The 21,334-nt window shown below is 65.5% G+C and carries 19 protein-coding genes; 13 read left to right on the forward strand and 6 right to left on the reverse strand.

Features of this window, described 5'->3' with window-relative positions:
* The first annotated feature begins 26 nt into the window (after positions 1–26).
* A complete protein-coding gene (locus I6F28_RS25435; protein ID WP_225141623.1) occupies positions 27–1,415 on the forward strand; it encodes an MFS transporter in 1,389 nt (462 codons plus the stop codon).
* 85 nt (positions 1,416–1,500) lie between these two features.
* Here I6F28_RS25435 and I6F28_RS25440 read toward each other — a convergent pair whose 3' ends face one another.
* Positions 1,501–4,185 carry a flavin-containing monooxygenase gene (locus I6F28_RS25440; protein ID WP_225141625.1) on the reverse strand — a complete coding sequence of 895 codons (2,685 nt, stop codon included), beginning with the start codon at positions 4,183–4,185 and terminating at the stop codon, positions 1,501–1,503.
* Positions 4,186–4,376: 191 nt separating this feature from the next.
* On the opposite strand from I6F28_RS25440, the gene I6F28_RS25445 reads away from it, so the two are divergent.
* Positions 4,377–4,625, forward strand: a complete 249-nt coding sequence (locus tag I6F28_RS25445; protein ID WP_036025032.1) for a hypothetical protein — start codon at positions 4,377–4,379, stop codon at positions 4,623–4,625.
* Between the two features lie 79 nt (positions 4,626–4,704).
* A complete protein-coding gene (locus I6F28_RS25450) occupies positions 4,705–6,189 on the forward strand; it encodes a carboxylesterase/lipase family protein (protein ID WP_225141647.1) in 1,485 nt (494 codons plus the stop codon).
* 7 nt (positions 6,190–6,196) lie between these two features.
* Here I6F28_RS25450 and I6F28_RS25455 read toward each other — a convergent pair whose 3' ends face one another.
* On the reverse strand, positions 6,197–6,376 hold the full coding sequence (locus tag I6F28_RS25455) for a hypothetical protein (protein WP_036006694.1): 180 nt from the start codon (positions 6,374–6,376) through the stop codon (positions 6,197–6,199).
* A gap of 154 nt (positions 6,377–6,530) precedes the next feature.
* Here I6F28_RS25455 and I6F28_RS25460 point away from each other — a divergent pair, with 154 nt between their 5' ends.
* Positions 6,531–7,325 (forward strand): DODA-type extradiol aromatic ring-opening family dioxygenase, encoded by a 795-nt coding sequence (locus tag I6F28_RS25460; protein ID WP_036006697.1) that lies wholly within the window; start codon positions 6,531–6,533, stop codon positions 7,323–7,325.
* A gap of 47 nt (positions 7,326–7,372) precedes the next feature.
* Here the strand turns inward: I6F28_RS25460 and I6F28_RS25465 are convergent, their stop codons facing one another.
* The 3 genes from I6F28_RS25465 to glgC are packed head-to-tail and all read right to left on the reverse strand — an operon-like array spanning position 7,373 to position 10,378.
* The gene (locus I6F28_RS25465) at positions 7,373–7,633 is read right to left on the reverse strand and encodes an SWEET family sugar transporter (protein ID WP_036006700.1); all 261 of its coding nucleotides are present in this window, start codon (positions 7,631–7,633) and stop codon (positions 7,373–7,375) included.
* Positions 7,634–7,664: 31 nt separating this feature from the next.
* Positions 7,665–9,119, reverse strand: coding sequence for a glycogen synthase GlgA (glgA, locus tag I6F28_RS25470; protein ID WP_109144914.1), 1,455 nt, complete (start codon positions 9,117–9,119; stop codon positions 7,665–7,667).
* On the reverse strand, positions 9,116–10,378 hold the full coding sequence (gene glgC / locus I6F28_RS25475; protein ID WP_036006706.1) for a glucose-1-phosphate adenylyltransferase: 1,263 nt from the start codon (positions 10,376–10,378) through the stop codon (positions 9,116–9,118). The genes glgA and glgC overlap by 4 nt, the downstream gene beginning before the upstream one ends.
* Positions 10,379–10,719: 341 nt before the next feature.
* Here glgC and I6F28_RS25480 point away from each other — a divergent pair, with 341 nt between their 5' ends.
* Positions 10,720–11,178, forward strand: a complete 459-nt coding sequence (locus I6F28_RS25480; protein WP_036006709.1) for a hypothetical protein — start codon at positions 10,720–10,722, stop codon at positions 11,176–11,178.
* A 120-nt stretch (positions 11,179–11,298) separates the two neighbouring features.
* Here I6F28_RS25480 and I6F28_RS25485 read toward each other — a convergent pair whose 3' ends face one another.
* A complete protein-coding gene (locus I6F28_RS25485) occupies positions 11,299–12,279 on the reverse strand; it encodes an ABC transporter substrate-binding protein (protein WP_225114509.1) in 981 nt (326 codons plus the stop codon).
* A 477-nt stretch (positions 12,280–12,756) separates the two neighbouring features.
* Between I6F28_RS25485 and I6F28_RS25490 the strand changes: the two genes are divergently transcribed.
* The 8 genes from I6F28_RS25490 to I6F28_RS25525 all read left to right on the forward strand — a co-directional run.
* Positions 12,757–13,857 carry an ABC transporter substrate-binding protein gene (locus tag I6F28_RS25490; RefSeq protein ID WP_225141627.1) on the forward strand — a complete coding sequence of 367 codons (1,101 nt, stop codon included), beginning with the start codon at positions 12,757–12,759 and terminating at the stop codon, positions 13,855–13,857.
* Entirely contained in the window at positions 13,835–14,857 is a 1,023-nt protein-coding gene (locus tag I6F28_RS25495) for an ABC transporter permease (RefSeq protein WP_109144911.1), read from the forward strand. The genes I6F28_RS25490 and I6F28_RS25495 overlap by 23 nt, the downstream gene beginning before the upstream one ends.
* Entirely contained in the window at positions 14,851–15,648 is a 798-nt protein-coding gene (locus tag I6F28_RS25500; RefSeq protein WP_225141630.1) for an ABC transporter ATP-binding protein, read from the forward strand. Before I6F28_RS25495 ends, I6F28_RS25500 begins: the two co-directional genes overlap by 7 nt.
* On the forward strand, positions 15,642–16,814 hold the full coding sequence (locus I6F28_RS25505) for an acyl-CoA dehydrogenase family protein (protein ID WP_225141632.1): 1,173 nt from the start codon (positions 15,642–15,644) through the stop codon (positions 16,812–16,814). The genes I6F28_RS25500 and I6F28_RS25505 overlap by 7 nt, the downstream gene beginning before the upstream one ends.
* Before the next feature lie 20 nt (positions 16,815–16,834).
* Complete coding sequence (locus I6F28_RS25510; protein ID WP_225141634.1) at positions 16,835–17,935, forward strand: LLM class flavin-dependent oxidoreductase; 1,101 nt, start codon at positions 16,835–16,837, stop codon at positions 17,933–17,935.
* Entirely contained in the window at positions 17,932–18,870 is a 939-nt protein-coding gene (locus tag I6F28_RS25515; protein WP_225141636.1) for an ABC transporter substrate-binding protein, read from the forward strand. The genes I6F28_RS25510 and I6F28_RS25515 overlap by 4 nt, the downstream gene beginning before the upstream one ends.
* Before the next feature lie 348 nt (positions 18,871–19,218).
* Positions 19,219–20,064 (forward strand): CmcJ/NvfI family oxidoreductase, encoded by an 846-nt coding sequence (locus I6F28_RS25520; RefSeq protein WP_225141638.1) that lies wholly within the window; start codon positions 19,219–19,221, stop codon positions 20,062–20,064.
* Positions 20,065–20,177: 113 nt separating this feature from the next.
* The coding region (locus I6F28_RS25525) for a Gfo/Idh/MocA family protein (RefSeq protein ID WP_225141640.1) at positions 20,178–21,334 on the forward strand (1,157 nt) is incomplete at its 3' end.

Here is a 21,334-nt window from a genome sequence, read left to right on the forward strand (position 1 = left end):
CCAGATGCTTTCACCATGGGACAACGATGATCACGCCTGAACCCGATCTGCAGTCTCCAAGCCGTTGGCAGGACCTGCTGCCGGCGATGGTGCTCGGCATGGCGGCCTTTCTGACGCAATTCGACGTGACCGCGGTTGTTGTCGCGATGCCGGCCATGGCAGCCGAACTCGGTTTCGGCAGCGCTGCCTACGCCTGGGTGATGGATGCCTATAGTCTGGCATTTACCGGTGGGCTGCTCGCTGCGGGCGCGCTAGCCGACAAGTATGGACGTCGACGCGCTTTGCTTGGCGGCAACGTCGTGTTCCTGGTCGGATCGATCATTTGCGGCTTCGCGGCGGGCGGTCCAATGCTGTGGGCCGGGCGCGCAGTTCAAGGCCTGGGCGCGGCGTTCGTCATCACGGGAGGCATTGCGCTGCTTGCGAATGCCTATGCTCGGCCTGACGAGCGCGCCCGCGCCTTTGCGTTCATGGGCGTGCTCTCAGGCACCGCCATGGCACTCGGACCAGCGCTCGGGGGACTTGTCTCGGCCTGGTTCGGATGGCGCTGGATCTTCCTGGCCAATATCCCGCTTTGTCTGCTCACGCTTTTGGCCGTTCCGCGGTTGGTCGCGGAATCGCGTGATCCCGCCGGCCGCCCGCTGGACTGGAGCGGCGTCGTGCTTCTCACGCTTGCGCTTGGTATTGCGATCGAGAGCCTGCTGAAGGGAGGTGAAGTGCCGGCCCGGATTGCAGCGGGCCTCGGGCTGAGCGCCTGCCTGCTCGCCATCTTCGTGATGCAGCAGCGGCGGCGGCCCGTGCCGATTTTCGACCCCGCTGTGTTCATGCGGCCGGTCATGGTCGGCATTTCCGCGCTGCTGATTGCTGTTTCTGTTGGATACTGGGCGGTTCTCGTCTATCTGCCACCGTTCCTGAACGCAGCCTTCGGCTGGGCAGGCCCGTCCGTTGGCTTCGCAATGCTCTTTGCGACGCTGCCGATGCTTCTGTTGCCGCCCTATGGTGCTCGCCTCGCAATACGCTGGGGCTGGCGCCGGCTGTTCGCAACGGCGATGCTGGCGCTGCTCGCAGGCGATCTCATTCTGATCCTGGCAGCGAGCGGCTGGCTCTCGAATGCGCAGGTCGTTCTCGCCGCGGCGGCAAGCGGAATGCTGTTGACCGGGATTGGCGCAGTCCTCGCGCATCCGCAATTGTCGAGCGCCGTCGTTGCGTTGGTGCCGCCGGCCCAAGCGGGCATGGCCTCGGCGGTCACCGTGGTCATGCGGCAGGCCGGATTTGCACTCGGCATCGCAGCGCTCGGTGCGATTCTATCGGACGGAGGAACGGCTGCCGGCTACGCGTGGCCATGGGCTGTTGCGGCTCTTGGATCAGTAGGCGGCCTAATCGCCGCATCGACGTTGCTGCCTGACCAGCAGCCTTAGCTGTATCCGGCGGATACAGCCGGCTGCCGGGCCCACACCAATCGCTGGGTCGGCCGGGGAATGGTTGCCGGCCGCCTGTCGCCATTCAGCTCGCGGCGGCTGCGATCCTGCGCCCGGGGCTGTCATGCTCCTGGTTGCTCTCGCCGCGGCGGACCTCCGGCGGCAGTCCGGCGAAGCGCCGCAAGGCCTCCGCCATCTGCACCCGTCCCGACACGCCTGTGATCACCACGTCCACCATCGCAAAGGACGAGTGGAAGTGGCCGCGCGCCTTCAATTGCTCGACCGGCACGCCCGCTGCGGCCATTGCCTCGGCATAGGCGATGCCCTCGTCGCGCAGCGGATCGAACTCGCAGGTGACCACGAGGGCCGGCGGCAGGCCGGCAACCTTGCCGCGCAGCGGGGCGACCCGCGGGTCGGTGCGGTCCGCCGGCGAGCAATAGAGGTCCCAGAACCAGTACATCAGAGAGCGCGTCAGGAAGTAGGCGGTCCCGTTTTCGTTGTAGGAGGGCCGATCGAAGCTGCAGTCGGTGACCGGGCAGACCAGAAGCTGGCCGGCGATCGAGGGCCCGCCGCGGTCGCGCGCGAGCTGGCAGGTGACGGCCGCAATGTTGCCGCCGGCGCTCCAGCCGGCGACCAGCACCGGGCCCGGCCTGCCGCCGAGCTCGGCGGCGTGCTCGGCGATCCAGCGCGTGGCCGCATAGCCGTCCTCGGCCGCGGTCGGGAAGCGATGCTCCGGTGCGTGGCGATAGCCGACGCTGACGAACATCATGCCGGTCCGCCGCACCATGTCGCGGCAGAACGGCTCGTCCGATTGCTCGTCGCCGAGCACCCAGCCGCCGCCGTGGAAATAGACCACGACCGGATGCGGTCCCGGCGTTGCCGGCTTGTAGACGCGGTAGGGCAACGCACCGTCGGCGACGGGCAGGGTGCCGTCGACGATCTCGCCGATCGGCCGCCCCGCAGGCCGGCCCTTGTTGAACTCGTTGACGAAGGCGCGGGCGCCGAGCGCGCCCATCGACTCGATCGGCGGCAGGTTGAGCGAGGCGAGCAGGTTCAGCACCAGCCGCACGTCCGGCTGCAGGCGCACCACCTCGCCGTCATTGCATTGGACGGCGCCATCGGGGCCGGTGAGCTTGAAGCCGAGCATGCCGCGGCTGACCACCTCGTCGCAGATGCTGCGATAAGGGCCGACGCCGCCGGTATAGGGCATCAGGCCCTGCACCTTGCCGGGCACGTTGGCGCCGGTGTACCAGGTGTTGGCGAGCCGGTGCAGCGTCAGCATCGAGCAGTCGGCCATGTGCCTGTTCCAGCCGGCCTGTGCCGTCTCGGTCGGCTCGATCGTGGTGAAGCCGGCATCGCGCAGCGATGCAACGCGATCGACCACCCAGTCGACATGCTGCTCGATCGACACCGCCATGTTCGACAGCACCGACGGGCTTCCGGGTCCGGTGATCATGAAGAAGTTCGGGAAGCCCTCGACCGTGAGGCCGAGATAGGTCTGCGGCCCCTGCGCCCAGACATCGGACAGCGACTTGCCACCGCGCCCGGTGATCGGATGCACGGCACGGATCGCGCCGGTCATGGCGTCGAAGCCGGTTGCGAAGACGATGACGTCGACGTCGAAGCTGCGGCCGTTCGTGGAAATGCCGCTCGCGGTGATCGCCTTGATCGGCTCCTTGCGCAGATTAACCAGCGTGACGTTCGGCCGGTTGTAGGTTGCGTAATAATTGGTCTCGAGGCAGGGGCGCTTTGCGCCGAACGGATGGTCGTCCGGCATCAGCGCCGCGGCGGTCTCGGGATCCTTGACGGCGACGCGGATCTTCTCGCGGATCAGGTCCTGGACGATCTTGTTGCCGTCGACGTCTACGGCCTGGTCGGCCCAGAGCTGCGTCAGGATGTGGACGAGGTCGCCGGCGGCCCAGGCGCGCTCGAACCGCTCGCGGCGCTCGGCATCGCTCAATTGCCAACTCACGACCGTCTGCTGCGGGTAGGGCACGCCGGCCATCGACTGCCGCGCCTGCTCGCGATAGGCCGCGCGGTCGCTCTGCAGCAGGCTCATGCGGTCCGCGGGCGCCGGGCCGTTATGCGCCGGCAAAGCGAAATTCGGTGTGCGCTGGAACACCGTCAGATGCGCAGCCTGCTCGGCGATCACAGGGATCGACTGGATCGCCGAGGAGCCCGTGCCGATCACGGCGACGCGCTTTCCGGTGAGATCGACGCCGTCATGCGGCCAGCGCCCGGTGAAATAGACCTCGCCCTTGAAGTCCTTGACGCCGTCGATCTCCGGCGGCTTTGGCGCGGAGAGGCAACCGGTCGCCATGATGTAATGGCGGCAGGAGACGGGTGGCCCATTGTCAGTGGTGATGAGCCAGCGCTCCGACGCTTCGTCCCATCTGGCTTCGGTGACCTTGGTCTTGAAACGGATATCGCGGCGCAGATCGTAGCGATCGGCGACGAAGCCGAGGTAACGCAGGATCTCGGGCTGGGTCGCGTATTTCTCCGACCAGGTCCAGGCGGTCTCGAGCTCCGGATCGAACGTGTAGCTGTAATCGATGGTCTGGATGTCGCAGCGCGCGCCCGGATAGCGGTTCCAGTACCAGGTGCCGCCGACATCGCCGGCCTCGTCGAGCCCGACTGCCGAGAACCCCGTCTTGCGAAGGCGATGGAGAAGGTAGAGGCCGGCAAATCCGGCGCCGACCACGGCAACATCGACCTGCTGAGCGGTTCCGCGCCCATCGGAGGCACGTGTGGCAACCATTGCGTCAGGCATGGTATTCCTCCCGGATGTCTTGTTTTGGCGGCAGGCTATCGCCGCAGGCTCAGCTTGTCATTAGAGCAAGTGCAATCTTAGGGTGGTCGTTTGCGGCGGCTTCGTGACCGCGCGAAGGTTGTGGCACCACACGCACCGCGATGCACAATGGCCGTGATCGCCCGGGGTAATCAGCCATCGTCCTTCTGTGTATGCTTGCGCTTACAAGCCACGCGTACCGCCCGGGCGTCATGACAGAGTTGAGTGAGCGAACCAGAGCGAACATGGACGTCGTCCTCGAGCAGACGTGCCGGCAACTGCCGCATGGCGGCGATCACGACAGCCGCAGGTTCATCGCCGAGCGCCTGATCGAGGCGGCGCGGGCGGGACACTCCACGCTCGGCGAGCTCGGCATCGTCGCGCGCCACGCGCTCGCGGAGCTGATTGGCAAAGGCGGTTAGGCTCAAGGTGCGCGAGGGTTGCCTCGCCGACGGCTTCGGACATAACCTGCCAAAACCCTTCATCGAGATCGTTGCGAAGATGCGGGCCCTGCTTGCATTCGTTGCGGCTATTGCAGTCCTGTGTGGCGCCGGCCCGGCCCTCGCCCAGTCGGTCGGGCAGTTTCCATTCGCGCTGACGCGTGAAGGGCAGATGCTCGGCGCCGTGGAAGGCGAGGTGGCCTCGTTCAAGGGGCTGGCTTACGCGGCGCCGCCGCTCGGCGCGCTGCGCTGGCAACCGCCGCAGCCGACGACCGAAAGCTCGGAGATGCGCACCGCCTACGAATACGGCGCGCCGTGCCTTCAGCCGGCGCTGCCGGCGGCGAGCGAGGATTGCCTGACGCTGAACGTGTTTCGTCCTTTCGGGGTCGACGGCCCGTTGCCGGTGATGGTGTTCATCCATGGCGGCGCGTTCGTCGCGGGCACCGCGAACGATCCGCTGTTCGATGGCGCCAAGCTGGCGCAGGCGGGCCTCATCGTGGTCACCGTGAATTATCGCCTCGGCGTGCTCGGCTGGCTCTCGCATCCCGCGGTGTCGGACGGCGGCTCCGGCAATTTCGGCCTGATGGACCAGATCGCCGCGCTGCATTGGGTGCACGACAACATCGCGGCGTTCGGCGGCGATCCTGATAACGTCACGCTGTTCGGCAGCGATGCAGGCGCGACATCGATTGCGCTGCTGATGCTGTCCGCGCAAGCGCGCGATCTGTTCCACAAGGCCATTCTGCAATCGGTGCCCGGCCGCGCGCGCCTGCGTTCGGCGGAAGAGGCGGAGGCCATCGGCCGGCTCTTCGTGGCCGCGCTTTCGCCGAAGACGGATCTGCGCGCGGTCGAGCCGCGGCGCCTGCTGGCCGCCGAGAAACAATTGCTGGAGACATCGCCGCGCAGCTTTGCACCGATGATGGATGGACGTCTCGCGACCGAGGACCTCGCCGCAGGTTTTGCCGCCGGACGCCAAAGCCGCATTCCCTTGATCATCGGCTCGAACGAGGATGAGACCGGCCTGGAGAACGAGACCGCGATCAAGGGGGAGCTTGCGCCGCCGGGCGCGGGCGACGGCGAATTGCGCAAGCTCTATCCCGATCTCGCCAGTCCTTCGGATCTCGCGGCAAGAATTTACACCGACAAGGTCTTTTCCGAGCCGGTGCGGCTGCTGGCACGTCTGCACGCGGCAGGCGGCGCGCCGACCTTTCGCTACCGCTTCGCCTATGTGCCGGAGGCCAGGCGCGCCAATCCGGACGTCGGCCACGGGCGCGAGCTGCAGTTCATCTTCGGTGCGGAAGGCGTGCCCGGTGCGGGCATCCTGTCGCGGCGCGACCGCGAGGTCGCAGGCCGCATGCGCGCCTATTGGATAAACTTCGCCCGAAGTGGCGATCCCAATGGTCCCGACCTACATGGTCCCGACCTGCCACGCTGGGACGCAGCCAGCGGCGATCGCCTGCTGCTGATCACGAACGACGGCATCGCGAGCGGCGACGATCCGATCGCGGATCGTCTCGACCGGCTCGCAAATGAGGGCAGGAGATGAAGCGGATTTAAGCCGCGAGCTCGACGCGCGGCGCCGGGCTGAGCCGGTCTTCCTCCAGATAATCCATCGCGCCGTCCTTCTCGACGGCATAGAACTGCTGGCCATCCCGCGACTTGAAGGCGGCGCGGACGACACCGCGGCGGCCCTTGTCACTGTTGACGACGTCCCCCAGCGCAAACTTCCTCATCGTACGTCTCACTTGTCTTCAGGCCGACTGCTTCGGCCCAGCGGGGATTCTGGGCGGCAAATCGTTAACGACTTGCTAACCATGCCGCTTTGCCTATGCTCATCGCCGATCGTGCGGACCGCTCGCACGTGCCTGTTGTCAACGAGACGAGCCGATGACGCGACTTCCGACCCTGTTCCTGTCGCATGGCGGCGGCCCCTGGCCCTTCATGGAGGACAGGCGGGTGCAATATGCCAAGACCGCCGAGGCGTTCGCGAACTTGCCGCAGCTTCTGCCCGAGAGGCCGAAGGCCGTGCTGGTCATCACCGGGCATTGGGAAGCCGACGCCTTCACGGTGTCGACCTCGCCGCATCCACCGATGGTCTACGATTATTACGGTTTCCCCGAGCATACCTACCACATCAAATATCCGGCGCCGGGCAAGCCCGAGCTTGCCGCGCAAGTGAAGGCGCTGCTCACGCATGCCGGCCTCGATTGCCGCGAAGATCCCGACCAGGGTTTCGATCACGGCACGTTCGTTCCGCTCGGGCTGATGTATCCGAATGCCGACATGCCGATCGTGCTGCTGTCGCTGAAGTCCAGCTATGACGCGGCCGAGCACGTCAAGGTGGGGCAGGCGATCGCATCCTTGCGCGACGAAGGCATCCTGATCGTCGGCAGCGGCCTGACCTATCACAACATGCGCGGCTTCAACCGTCCGGAGTCCAAGCCCGTCTCGTATGATTTCGAGGCCTATCTGAACGAGGCGATCAGCAACCCCGATGCGGCGCGCCGCAATGCCATGCTGGTCGATTGGGAGAACGCGCCGAGCGCACGCCTTGCGCATCCGCGCGAGGATCATCTGCTGCCGCTGATGGTGGCGGCCGGTGCTGCGGGAAGCGACGTCGGACGGCGCGTCTTCGTCGACGAGGTCGCGCATGTGGCGATGGCCTCGTATGTGTTTGGGTAATGATCTCTTCTCCGTCGTCCCGCAAGCGGGGAGAGGCGAAGAAAGCCTCACCCATATCTCAGCTTCATCACCAGAATGCCGCCGGCGAGAACCATGGTGACGGCGTTCGCCGCGACCAGGGGGGCATCGCCTGAAAGCAGGCCGTAGATGAGCCAGAGCGTGAGGCCCAGCATCATGACCAGAAACATGCCGAGAGAAATGTCGCGCGCCGAGCGGGTCTTCCAGACCTTGATGAACTGCGGCGCGTAGGCGACGGTGGTGCAGGTGGCGGCGGCAAAGCCGAGCAGCTTGATCGCGAAGGGGTCCATGTCGGCTCTATAGCATGGATTCGGCTCTGCCTCACGCGCGCGCCGCCATGAGATCGCGGTACAGCGAGGCATAGTCGCCGGCGCGATTACGCCAGGAGACGTCGGTCGCAAGGCCGCTGCGTTGCAGGCGGCGCCAGGTCAGCTTGTCGTGGAAGGCGGTGTTGGCCTTGCGCAGCGTGCCGGCGAGGGCATCCGCCGTCACGGGGGCGAATTTGAAGCCGGTGGCATCGTGGCCGGACGCGTCGGCCTCGCCGATATCGACGATGGTGTCTTCGAGGCCGCCGACGCGCGAGACGATCGGCACTGCGCCATAGCGCAGCGCGCAGAGCTGGGTCAGGCCGCACGGCTCGAAGCGCGACGGCACGATCAGCGCGTCCGAGCCGGCCTGGATCAAATGCGCCAGAATCTCGTCATAGCCGATCACGACGCCGATCCGGCCCGGATTGGCGCGGGCCGCGGCCTGGTAGCCATCCTGCAGATCGCGGTCGCCGCTGCCGAGCAGCGCGAGCTGCATGCCTTCGCGCAGGATGGTCGGGATGGCCTCCATCAGGAGATCGAGCCCCTTCTGCCACGACAGCCGGCTGATGACGCCGAGCAGCGGCGCTTCGTCCGAGGAATCGAGGTTGAACTGCTGCTGCAGCACCGCCTTGTTCGCGGCCCGGAAGGTCAGGTCTTCCGCGCCGAAGCGGTAGGCGATGTGGGGATCGGTTTGCGGATTCCAGACCTCGGTGTCGATGCCGTTGAGGATGCCGCTCAGCACGTTGGATCGTTCACGAAGCAGGCCGCCGAGGCCCATGCCGCCTTCGTCGCTCTGGATTTCCTTCGCGTAGGTCGGCGATACCGTGGTGATACGATCGGCAAGGCTCAAGCCGGCCTTCAAGAAGCTGATGCCGCCGAAATATTCCAGTTCGTTGACGTTGAAGGCATGCCAGGGCAGGCCGATCGATCCGATCAGCTCAGGGGCGAACTTGCCCTGGTAGGCCATGTTGTGGATGGTCATCACGGTGCCGGGCCGTGGACGATTGTCGTAGTGCAGATAGGCCGGCGCGAGCCCCGCCTGCCAATCGTGGGCGTGCACGACATCGGGCACGAAGGCCGGCACGAGGCCGTGGCCGATATCGGCCGCCACGCGCGACAGCGCGGCGAAGCGCACGCCGTTGTCTGCCCAGTCGACGCCGTCAGTGGTGACATAGGGGTTGCCTGGCCGCGCATAGAGATGCGGCACGTCCAGCACGAACAGATCGAGCCCGGCATGCGAGCCCGCCAGCAGCCGGCCGGGGCCGCCGAAATAATCCGACCAGCGCCGCAGTTCCTCTGTGCCGGACAAAAGGCGCATCACGTCGGGATAGCCCGGCAGCAAGGTGCGCATCTCGACGCCATGCGCCTTCAGCGCAACCGGCAGCGCGCCGGCGACATCTGCGAGGCCGCCGGTCTTGACGAGGGGATAGACTTCAGAGGCGACCGCGAGGACGCGAACAGGCGTCATGTATTGAGCCTGTCGATCATCGGCTGGGTGATCAGCGAGATGCCCTGCTCGGTGGTGCGGAAGCGCTTTCCGTCGAACTCGGGATCCTCGCCGACGACGAGCCCTTCCGGGATCTCGACGCCGCGGTCGATGACGACGTTCCTCAAGCGGGCGCCGCGGCCGACACTCACGTAAGGCATGATCACGGCATTCTCGACATTGGCGTAGGAGTTGATGCGCACGCCGGTGAACAGCAGCGAGCGGCGCAGCGACGCGCCGGAGATGATGCAGCCGCCGGAGACCAGCGAGCTCACCGCCTGGCCGCGCCGGCTCTCCTCGTCATGGACGAATTTCGCCGGCGGCGTGATCTCGGCATAGGACCAGATCGGCCAGGCGCGGTCGAACAGGTCGAGCTCGGGCACCACGTCGGTAAGGTCGATATTGGCGGCCCAATAGGCGTCGACCGTGCCAACGTCGCGCCAATAGGCGCGAGTGTCGCTGCCCGAGCGGACGCAGGAGGTCGAGTACTGGTGCGCCATCGCGCGGCCGTTCTTGACCAGGTAGGGAATGATGTCCTTGCCGAAATCGTGGTTCGAGTTCGGGTCCTCGGCATCGCGCTTGAGCTGGTCGAACAGGAATTTCGCGTCGAACACGTAGATGCCCATGCTGGCGAGCGAGACGTCCGGCTTGCCCGGCATCGGCGGCGGATCCTTCGGCTTCTCCAGGAACTCCTGGATCCAGCCGTTCTCGTCGATATGCATGATGCCGAAACCGGAAGATTCGGTCCTCGGCATTTCCAGGCAGCCGACGGTGACGTCGGCGCCGCTCTCGACGTGCTGGCGCAGCATCACCTCGTAGTCCATTTTGTAGATGTGGTCTCCGGCCAGCACGACGATGAAGCGGCAGGCGTGGGATTCGATGATGTCGATGTTCTGGTACACCGCGTCCGCCGTGCCGACATACCACATGCTCTCGGAGACGCGCTGGCTGGCGGGTAGGATGTCAAAACTCTCGTTGCGTTCGGGGCGGAAGAAGTTCCAGCCCATCTGAAGGTGCCGGATCAGGCTGTGCGCCTTGTATTGGGTCGCCACCGCGATACGGCGGATGCCGGAGTTCACCGCGTTCGACAGCGCGAAATCGATGATGCGGGACTTTCCGCCGAAATAGACCGCCGGCTTGGCGCGGCGGTCGGTCAGCTCCAGCAGGCGGCTGCCGCGTCCTCCGGCCAGGACAAACGCCAGCGCCTGACGGGCAAGCGGCTCGGGTCTCGCGGCACTCATGTGATCCTCCCACAACTCTGGCGCTCGCGAGAAGCCTCCCGGCCGCGCACATTGGAACCGATAGTAATGGCACGAATAGTAAATCGTGAAGGTGGTTGTTGGTTGCGAATGCACGGGAAGCTTAATGCCTTGCCGGGGTGATCGGGCCTCAGCCACCGTCGCGCGGCTGTCACAGGCGATGACGTCGCCGGGCACCGGTTGATCAGAACGGAGGCAAGCGTCTTGTGCGGTGCACGCAAACTCCAGGCTTTGAAATTCAATGCTTTGACTTGGCGCAAGGATGTCCGATCATGACGCTGCGATCCTTTTTCCAAGCGAAAGGTCAGACAGGGAGTAGGACGATGAGGATCTGGAAGACGGCGATTGCCTGTTCATTGGCCGGGGTGGTCATGGTGGCCCAGATCGGGCAGGCCACGGCGGCCCCGATGCCGACCAACGTTGCGACGATGAAGGCTGCTGCCGGTGACAATGTCACACCGGTGCATTGGCGCGGCAGCGGCTGGGGCTTTGCCCTCGGCGGTCTCGCAGCCGGCGCGCTCATCGGCGGCGCCATCGCCGCGGGGTCTCCTTACGGCTACGGCTATTATGGCCGGCCCTATTATGGCGGCTACGGCTATGGATATCCGGGCTACGGCTATGGTTACGCCCCCGCCTATTACGGCGGCTACGGCTACGCACCGGTCTATCCGCGATATTATCGGCCGTACCGTCCGTATTACAGCTATGGCTATTACCGGCCGTACCGGGTTTATCACCGCCCGTTTGGTGTCTACCGTCCCTACTACCGCGGCTACTGGTGAGACCGCGCGGCTAGAATGACAGCCACACGATCAGGCTCATGCATGCAACATGCATGAGCAGGTTCGCGGCGAGATGCGATGGGCCTGGCCTGAGGCGAAGCCTGCGCCTCCCGCCGTCGCCTAATTCGATCCCACGGCCGCAGCCGTGAAGCTGCGCTCGACGGCTTTGCTGACGTCGAGCTTCTTCGGCAGGATGCCGTAGCGCGTCGCGCGGTCGGAGGCTTCCTGCACCTCCTTGACCACGTTCTCGTCGATCACGATCGGGCCGGTGCGCTGCGCGGTGTAGGCCGACAGCAGCACGTCCTCCGGCAGTTTTGTCAGTTCGGCCGTGTTCTTGGCGTATTCGGCGACATGGTCCAGCGACCACAGTCGCGCCTTGTTCAAGCGCTGCACCAGATCCTGCACCGCCGCGCGCTTGGTGGCGATGGCGTTGTCGGAGGCGACGATGAAGGTGATGGTCGGCGTCAGCCCTTCGCCGTTGGCGATGACGCGAGCCTTGTCCTTCAACGTCGCGAACGAGACGTAGGGCTCCCACACCGCCCAGGCGTCGATCGAGCCGGCGAGCAGCGCGATCTTGGCATCGACCGGGCCGAGCGGCGCGAAGGTCGCATCCTCCAGCTTGATCGCTGCCTTCTCCAGTGTCGCATCGATCAGGAACTGGCCCCAGCCGCCGCGTGTGCCGGCGAGCCGCTTGCCCTTGAGGTCGGCCGCCGATTTGATCGGCGAATCCTGACGCACCAGGATAGCCTGCGTCTTCGCATCCGAGCGCGTGCCGCCGATCGCCTTGATCGGCGCGCCCGCGGCATAGACCGAGAGGAACGAGAGATCGCCGGTGTAGCCGACGTCGAGCGCGCCGGCATTGAGCGCTTCGAGGATCGGCGCGGCCGCGGGGAATTCCGACCATTCGATTCTGTAAGGCAGGTCCTTCGCATAGCCGGAGATTTCGAGCAGCGAGCGATTGCCGCCCTTCTGGTCGCCGACGCGCAGCACGACAATGTCGGCGGCGAGCGATGCGGCAGCGGTCGATAGCGTGATGGCGGCGGCGAGCAGCGAGGTGGCGAGCCGGCGTGTGATGGAATGGTCGTGAGAGTTGATGCTCATTGGATCCGTCTTGTTGCGTTGCTCACGATGCGTGAGCGAACGGTGCAGCGAGACGATCAAGTCTATGAGCGCGCGGTGCGCCGTCAATGAAATGGCCAACCGTATTGTGCGCGCTTCAGGCAATGACGTTTCAGCGGAGCGCTGCTTTCGAGAATACACAGCGTGCACGGCCGAACTGGACAAGGACGCGGCAGTCAAGGGCGTCGCGCTTGAACTTGAGCGCCCATGCATCTGCGAAAATCCTTTCATCGCTCCCGCATGCGCGGGTGGAGAGAAATGACTTTCCTGCGCGCAACATTCGAAAATCCATTTCATTGACGATGCCGCGAACGCGCCGCATGATTTGCGCATCGCATCAACGTGGCGCGGGAAGCGCCGACGGAACAATTTTCTCTCAACGCAGCTCCGCACGGAACATGCGCAACGCGACCCGTTGCGCACGAGGCGGAGCCGTGCCAGCGCAGGAGCCAGGGGCTGATGAACAACGACAACCAGCGCAGCGGATCGAAACTCGACCGGCGCCACCTGCTTCAGGCAGGGCTTGCGGCGGCCTTCGCAGCGCCGCTCGGCGCGCTGGGTGCGCAGGCCTTCGCACCGCGCGCCATCGCGCCGGGTATCGACTTCCCCGAGTTTCCGCTGTGCCGCACGGCCTCTGACGCACCCGCGCTCACTGGCGCGCCGCGAAAGCTGAAGCTGTCGTGGAATGCCGGCGCCGTCTGCCTCGCGCCGGTGCCGGTCGCGATCGAGCACGGCTTCTTCAAGAAGCATAATCTCGACGTCGAGCTCGTCAACTATTCCGGCTCGACCGACCAGCTGCTCGAGGCCATCGCGACAGGCAAAAGCGATGCCGGTCTCGGCATGGCACTGCGCTGGCTGAAGCCGCTGGAGCAGGGTTTTGACGTCAAGATCGCCGCGGGCACCCATGGCGGCTGCATGCGGGTGCTGTCGCGCACCGATTCCGGCGTCTCGAAGCTGACCGACCTCAAGGGCAAGATCGTCGCGGTCGGCGATCTCGCCGGTCCCGACAAGAACTTCTTCTCGATCCAATTGGCCAAACTCGGCATCGATCCGGTGAAGGACGTCGACTGGCGCGCCTATCCCGGCAATCTGCTCAACGTTGCCGTGGAGAAGGGCGAGGTGCAGGCGTTCCTGTCGTCCGATCCGCTCGCCTATCTCTGGCTCAAGGACACACAGTACAAGGAGGTCGCCTCAAATCTCGATGGGGAGTACCGCGAGAAGAGCTGCTGCATCCTCGGCCTGCGCGGCTCGCTCGTGCGCGAAGAGCCTCAAGTCGCGCGCGCCATCACCCAGGCGCTGCTCGATGCCGCGATGTTCACCGCGCAGAATGCGACGCTCGCGGCGAAATCGTTCCAGCCCTATGCGCCGAAGGCGGCGACGCTCGCCGATATCGAGGGCATGGTGCGCTACCACACCCACCATCATCATCCCGTCGGCGAGATATTGAAGCGCGAGCTCAAGGCCTATGCCGACGACCTCAAGAGCGTGCAGGTCTTCAAGCAGAGCACCGACACGGCCAAATTCGCGGAGCGCATCTATGTCGACGTATTCGCTGTCTGACGGCCTTGCCTCGGGCGCGCCGCGCACCTCGCGCGTGCCGCTGCTGGCGAGCTGGATCCGGGAGTCCGGCGCCGGCGTTCTCGCCAGCGTCGCCTGGATCGCCCTCGGCCTGTCCTGCCTGTGGTGGCAGGATGTCGGCGATTGGTCGCGCACGCATTCACTCGGCATCGCCGCCTTCATCATCGCGGCGCTCGCGCTGTTCGGCACCGTCGGGGCCGACTATCTGGGATCGGCAGGACAGGCGCTGCACAAGCGCGCGCCATGGCTGGTCGCGCTCGGGGTGTTCCTGACGGTGTGGGAGGTCGCGACGGCAAAATTCGCCTGGCTGCCGCTGCCGTTCTTCCCGCCGCCGCAGGCGATCATCGAGGTCTATACCGACGATCTGCCGAAGCTGCTCGACAGCGTCCTTGCCTCGATCAAGCTCCAGCTCGGCGGCTATCTGATCGGCGCCACGATTGGCTTTCTAACCGGCGTCTCGATCGGCTGGTCGCGCGCGGTCGGTTATTGGGTGCATCCGGTGCTGCGCTTCATCGGCCCACTGCCGGCGACCGCCTGGCTGCCGATCGCCTTCTTCACCTTTCCGTCGAGCTGGAGCGCCTCGACCTTCCTGATCGCGCTGGCAACGGGCTTCCCGGTTACCGTGCTGACCTGGTCGGGCGTCGCGAGCGTCAGCAACGCCTATTACGACGTCGCGCGCACGCTGGGGGCAAAGCCTTCGTTCCTGGTGCTGAAGGTCGCGATCCCGGCCGCGTTGCCGCACGTCTTCGTCGGCCTGTTCATGGGGCTCGGCTCGTCCTTTGCCGTGCTCGTCGTCGCCGAGATGATCGGCGTTAAGGCCGGGCTCGGCTGGTACCTGCAATGGGCGCAGGGCTGGGCCGCCTACGCCAACATGTATGCAGCGCTGATCGTGATGTCGCTGCTCTGCTCCGGCGCAATCACGCTGCTGTTTGCGATCCGCGATCGCCTCCTGGTCTGGCAGAAGGGAACCGTCAAATGGTAGCCACAGCTCTCGCCGAAGCGGTCACGCATCCGGCCACCGGCGCCGCGCTCGCTATCGAGCAGGTCAGCCACGCCTTCGACATCGACGGGACCGAGCTGCCGGTGCTGAGCGACGTCAGCATCTCGGTCGAGCCCGGCGAGTTCGTCGCGCTGCTCGGCCCGTCCGGCTGCGGCAAGTCGACCTTGCTGCGGCTGATCGCCGGCCTCGACAAGCCGAAGGCGGGAAGGCTGCGGGAGGACGAGGAGCGCATCAGGAACCCGCATCCCTCGCGCGTCGTCGTGTTCCAGGATCCGACCCTGTTTCCCTGGCGGTCGGTCTGGGACAACGTCGCCCTGGGCCTTGAGGCCCAGGGCATTTTGAGGAGCCAGCGCCAGCGCGTCGATGACGCGCTTGACCTCGTCGGGCTTTCGCCGTTCCGCAACGCCTATCCGCACCAGCTCTCCGGCGGCATGGCGCAGCGCGTCGCGCTGGCGCGGGCGCTGGTCAACGATCCCAAGATCCTGATCCTGGATGAGCCCCTGGGGAAACTGGACTCGCTGACCCGCATCACCATGCAGGCCGAGCTCGTCGCGCTCTGGCAGCGCAAGGGGTTCACCACGCTGCTGGTGACGCATGATGCGGAGGAGGCGCTGGTGCTCGCCAACCGCGTCATCGTGTTCAGCGATCGTCCCGCGCGGGTGAAGGCCGATATCCGCGTCGACCGTCCGTATCCGCGCCATCGCGGCGATCCGTATCTGGCCGACCTGCGTCGCCAGATCCTCGGGCTGTTGGGGTTAGATGCCACATGGTGACCTCCATAGCCAAGGGCCGCACGGCTCACAGCGAGCCCGACTACATCGCCCGCGCAGCGACGCTTGCCACAAGCTTTGCGGCGCGCGCGGCCGAGCACGACCGGCTCCTCAGCTTTCCCTTCGAGAATTTTCGCGAGCTCTCGGAGGCAGGCTTGCTGTCTCTGACGGTGCCGGCGGTTCATGGCGGCGCCGGTGCCGGCGCGCGCTATGCCGCGCGCGTGCTCGGCATTCTCGGCAAGGCCGATCCGTCGACCGCGCTGGTGCTGTCGATGCACTACATCAATCATCTCGTGATGGCGCGCAGTCCGAACTGGCCGGCGCGACTGTCGCGCAAGCTCGCGCGCGAAAGTGTTGAGGGCATCGCGCTCATCAACGCCCTCCGCGTGGAGCCGGAGCTCGGCTCGCCTGCGCGCGGAGGGTTGCCGGCGACGATCGCGCGGCGCACCGAAACCGGCTGGCGCCTCTCCGGCCACAAGATCTACTCGACGGGATCGCCGATCCTGAAATGGTACCTGGTCTGGGCGCGCACCGACGAGGCGGAGCCGCGCGTCGGCCAGTTCCTGGTGCCGGCGGGCCTGCCGGGCACGCGCATCGTCCAGACCTGGGACCATCACGGCCTGCGCGCCAGCGGCAGCCACGACGTCATCTTCGACGACGTTGTGGTCCCGCTCGACGCCGAGGTCGATTTGCGCAAGCCGGCGGACTGGCGCACGCTCGACGTTACGCAGCAGACTGTGCACACCGTCTTCATCGCCGCGATCTACGACGGCGTTGCCCGCGCCGCGCGCGACTGGCTGATCAATTTCCTGAAGCAGCGCGTGCCTGCCAGCCTCGGCGCGCCGCTGGCGACCTTAGCCCGCGCGCAGGAGATCGTCGGGGCCATCGAGGCGCGGCTTGCGGTCAACGCACGTTTGATCGACACGGCTGCCCGCGACTTCGACGATGGCGTCGATCTCTCTGCCGGTGAATCCAACGTCATCAAGCTGACCGTGACCAACAACGCCGTTGCCGTCGTCGAGGACGCGCTGTCGTTGACCGGTAACCACGGGCTCAGCCGCGCCAATCCGCTGGAGCGGCATTATCGCGACGTGCTGTGCGGCCGCGTGCACACGCCGCAGGATGATTCCACGCGCATCGGCCTCGGCCGCCTCGCACTCGGCCTCTAGGGATCAACAGGGAGACGATCATGTCGATCGAGTTCATCGGCTTCATCAGCAACAACAATTCGTCCGAGACCATCGTCCGGGAAGGACCGGTGCTCAATCCGACCCATATCGAGACGGTGGCGAAGGCGCATGAGAATGCCGGCTTCGACCGCGCGCTGCTGGCGTTTCATTCGACCTCGCCCGATGCGCTCCAGGTCGCCCAGCACGTGCTCAATCACACCGAGAGGCTCAACGTGCTCATCGCGCAGCGGCCCGGCTTTACCGCCCCGACATTGCTGGCGCGGCAGTTCGCCGTGCTCGACCAGTTTTCCCGCGGCCGCGTCGCGCTCCATGTCATCACCGGCGGCAACGCCACCGAGCTGCGGCAAGACGGCAACACTCTCGACGACAAGGACGAGCGCTATGCCCGCACCTCTGAATTCCTCGACGTGCTCAAGCTGCAATGGAGCAGCGACAAGCCGTTCAGCTACAAGGGCAGGTACTACCAGGTCGAGAACGCCTTCTCGCAGGTGAAGCCGTATCGCCCCGAAGGCATCCGCGTCTATTTCGGCGGCGCCTCGGATGCGGCGATCGACGTCGCTGGCAAGCATGCCGACACCTTTGCGCTGTGGGGCGAATCCTACGCGCAGGTGCGCGATATCACCTCGCGCGTGCACAACGCCGCGGTGCGGCAGGGGCGGCCGACGCCGCGCTTCAGCCTGTCGGTGCGGCCGATCATTGCACCGACCGAGAAGCAGGCCTGGGAGAAGGCGGAGGAAATTCTCGCGCGCGCCACCGCGCTCCAGGACAAGACCGGCTATCGCAAGCCCGCTGACGGGCATGCCACCGCCGGCGCACGGCGCCTGCTCGCGCTTGCCGATCAGGGCAGCCGCATCGACAAGCGGCTCTGGACCGAGATCGCAAAGCTGACCGGCGCCAACAGCAACACCACGGCACTGGTCGGCACGCCCGAGCAGGTTGCGGAGGTCTTCGGTGACTATTACGATCTCGGCATCAGCCATTTCCTAATCCGCGGCTTCGATCCGCTGATCGATAGCATCGAATACGGCCGGGAGCTGATCCCGTTGACACGCGAGCTGGTCGCCAAGCGCCAGGCCGTTCGCGGCGAGGCCGCAGAATGATCCGCCTCATGTTGGCCGGCGCGCTGCTGTTCGCTTCGTTCGAAGTCGCAGCTGCGCAAACCACGCTCCGTGTCGGGGACCAGAAGGGCAATGCGCAGGCCGTGATGGAAGCGGCCGGCGTGCTCAAGGATGTGCCCTACAAGATCGAGTGGAGGGAGTTTCCGGCGGCCGCGCCGCTTCTGGAAGCGCTCAGCGCCGGCGCGATCGAGACCGGCCTCGTTGGCGATGCGCCCTTCACCTTCGCCGCCGCGTCGGGCGCGCCGGTGAAGGCGATCGCTGCTATCCGGCAGACGCGCGAGGGGCTCGCCATCCTCGTGCCCGAGAATTCGCCGATCAAGAGCTTTGCCGATCTCCGGGGTAAGAAGATCGCGACCGGCCGCGGCTCGATCGGCCATCAGCTGATCCTTGCTGCGCTGGAGAAGAACGGCTGGAGCGCGAACGACGTCCAGATCGCGTTCCTGGCGCCGTCCGACGCCAAGATCGCCTACACGCAAGGCTCGGTCGATGCATGGTCGACCTGGGAGCCGTATGTGAGCCAGGAGGAGGTGCTGTTCAAGTCGCGGCGCGTCATCACCTCGGAAGGGCTGACGCCGGGGCTGAGCTTCCAGGTAGCGCGGCCCGACGCGATCAGGGACAAGCGCGCCGAGCTGACCGATTTCATCCGCCGCCTCACGGCGGCGCGGGCCTGGTCGCTAAACAATATCGACAGCTATGCCGCGACCTGGGGCAGGTTGATGAACATCCCCACCGCCGTGCCGCAGAACTGGCTGTCACGCGCCAAGATCAGGATCGCGCCGATCGATGACGGCGTGGTCAAAGACGAGCAGGCGACGATCGACCTCTATCTCCGCTGGGGCCTGATCAAGCAGAAGCTGGATGCCGCGGAGATCGTCGATCGCTCGTTCACGGACGCGATCGCGAAGGTGGGGTTGTAGCCTTTACGCACACTCTCGTGTCCCGGACGCGCTGCAGGGCCGTCGTCATTCCGGGGCGCGACGAAGTCGCGAGCCCGGAATCCATTCTTGGACGGACATTGCGGCTCGATGGATTCCGGGCTCGCCCTTCGGGCGCCCCGGAATGACGATTGTGGGTGTGAGAGCTTACGAGTCACTCAAGCATTCGTGAAGCGGGACGAGCACGTTCCAGCACAATCGCCTTCTTCGAAATATTCCTTCTGCATTCTCTCCGCCCGACAACAGCAGTATTGCTATTTGCACCGCAGCTCTTGCGCCACGGCGGGCTCCTGCAGAAATCAGTCCGACGACCACATCGGGAGACCGGCCATGGGCCTGCAAGAAACAAAAATCGAATCGCTTCCCTTCGTCACCGCCGAACTCAATTATCTCGCACCGATCGACGGCAAGCCGCGCACCTACGCGTTCGATCCGCCGCCGGGTGAGCCGAAAACCACCTCGCTGCCGGAGCCGCATCAGGTGCCGATCTTCGATGCGCGGCTGATCGCGCAGAACTTCTCGCTGGATCGCGAGGGCTTTGCGTTGGTGCGTCATCCGACCCAGGTGAAGGATTTTTACAACGACGAAGAAATCCGCAGCGTCTACTATCCAGCGGTCGAGGCGTTCCTGCGCGCGACGCTGAAGGCCGACCGCGTCGTCATCTTCGACCACACCGTGCGCAAGCGTGTCGAAGGCGCGCCGGATATCCGCGACGGCGGCCCGCGTCAGCCGGCCACGCGCGTCCATGTCGACCAGACGGCAATCTCCGGCGCCAACCGCGTGCGCGAGCATCTGCCTGATGAAGCCGACGAGCTGCTGAAGGGGCGCGTGCAGGTGATCAATCTGTGGCGGCCGATCGGCGGTCCCTTGCGGGATTCACCGCTCGCCATGGCCGACGGCACCACGGTCAAGCCGGAAGACCTCGTCGCTTCCGACCTGATCTATCCCAACCGCCGCGGCGAGACCTATTCGGTGAAATACAATCCGAACCACCGCTGGTTCTATTTCCCGGAGATGACGCCGGATGAGGCGCTGCTGCTGAAGTGCTACGATTCCGCAACCGACGGCCGGACCCGTTTCGGGCCGCATACCGCATTCGTCGATCCGACCACGCCGGCCGATGCTGCGCCCCGCGAGAGCATCGAAGTCCGCACGCTGGTGTTCCACCGGCAGTAACAACGTGTGATGGCCCTGCCGGGTCCATGCATCATGGGCGCGGGCGTCGTTCAGGTCTCGGTGGATTAGGCGTCCGAGCGCGCTATAGTGCCGCCCAATGCAAAGGGGGCGCTATGACAAGGATCAGGGTAGGACTCGTCGGCTGCGGCTTCGTGTCGGAGTTGCACATGTATGCGTTCCGGCGCGTCTATGGCGTTGACGTCGAGGTCGCGGCGGTTGCTGCCCGCGGCGACAAGGTTGTCGCGTTTGCCGGGCATCACAATATCCCGCGTGTTTACCGGAGCTTCGCCGAGCTGATCGCCGACCGCGATCTCGACGTCGTCGACATCTGCACCCCGCCCAATCTTCACGCCGAGATGATCGTCGCCGCCATGCAGTCCGGCAAGCACGTCATCTGCGAAAAGCCGTTCGCCGGCTATTTCGGCCGCGAAGGCGATCAGCAGCCGATCGGCAAGCACGTGCCGAAGGCGCTGATGTATGAACGCGTGATCGAAGAGATGGACAGGACGCGGGCCGCGATCGAGCGCACGGGCAAGCTCTTCATGTATGCCGAGGACTGGATCTACGCGCCGGCCGTAACCAAGACCGCCGAGATCATCAAGGCGACCAAGGACAAGATCCTGTTCATGAAGGGCGAGGAGAGCCATTCCGGCTCGCACGCCGCGCATGCCGCGCAATGGGCGATGACCGGCGGCGGCTCGCTGATCCGCATGGGCTGCCATCCCCTCTCGGCCGTGCTGTATCTGAAGCAGGTCGAAGCCAAGGCGCGCGGCGAGCGCATCCATGTGGCCAGCGTCACCGGCGATGTCGGCAACGTCACCGCCGGGCTCAAGCCGGAGGAGCGCAGCTACATCAAGGCCAATCCCGTCGATGTCGAGGACTGGGGCACGCTCACCGCCACTTTCTCGGACGGCACCAAGGCGACGGTGTTCTCCGGCGACATGATCATGGGCGGCGTGCGCAATCTGATCGAGACCTATACGAGCGGCGGCTCGCTGTTTGCCAACATCACGCCCAACAATCATCTGATGAGCTATCAGACCAGCGAGGAGAAGCTCGCTTCCGTCTACATCACCGAGAAGGTCGACCGCAAAACCGGCTGGCAATATGTCTGCCTCGAGGAGGAATGGACGCGCGGCTATTTGCAGGAGATCCAGGACTTCATGGAATGCGTCGCGACCGGACGCCAGCCGCTGTCCGACCTCGCGCTGGCCTATGAGACGATCAAGGTGAACTACGCAGGATATTGGGCGGCGGAGGAGGGGCGGCG

This window comes from Bradyrhizobium sp. NBAIM14 (genome assembly GCF_020193895.1).
Classification (GTDB): Bacteria; Pseudomonadota; Alphaproteobacteria; order Rhizobiales; family Xanthobacteraceae; genus Bradyrhizobium; species Bradyrhizobium yuanmingense.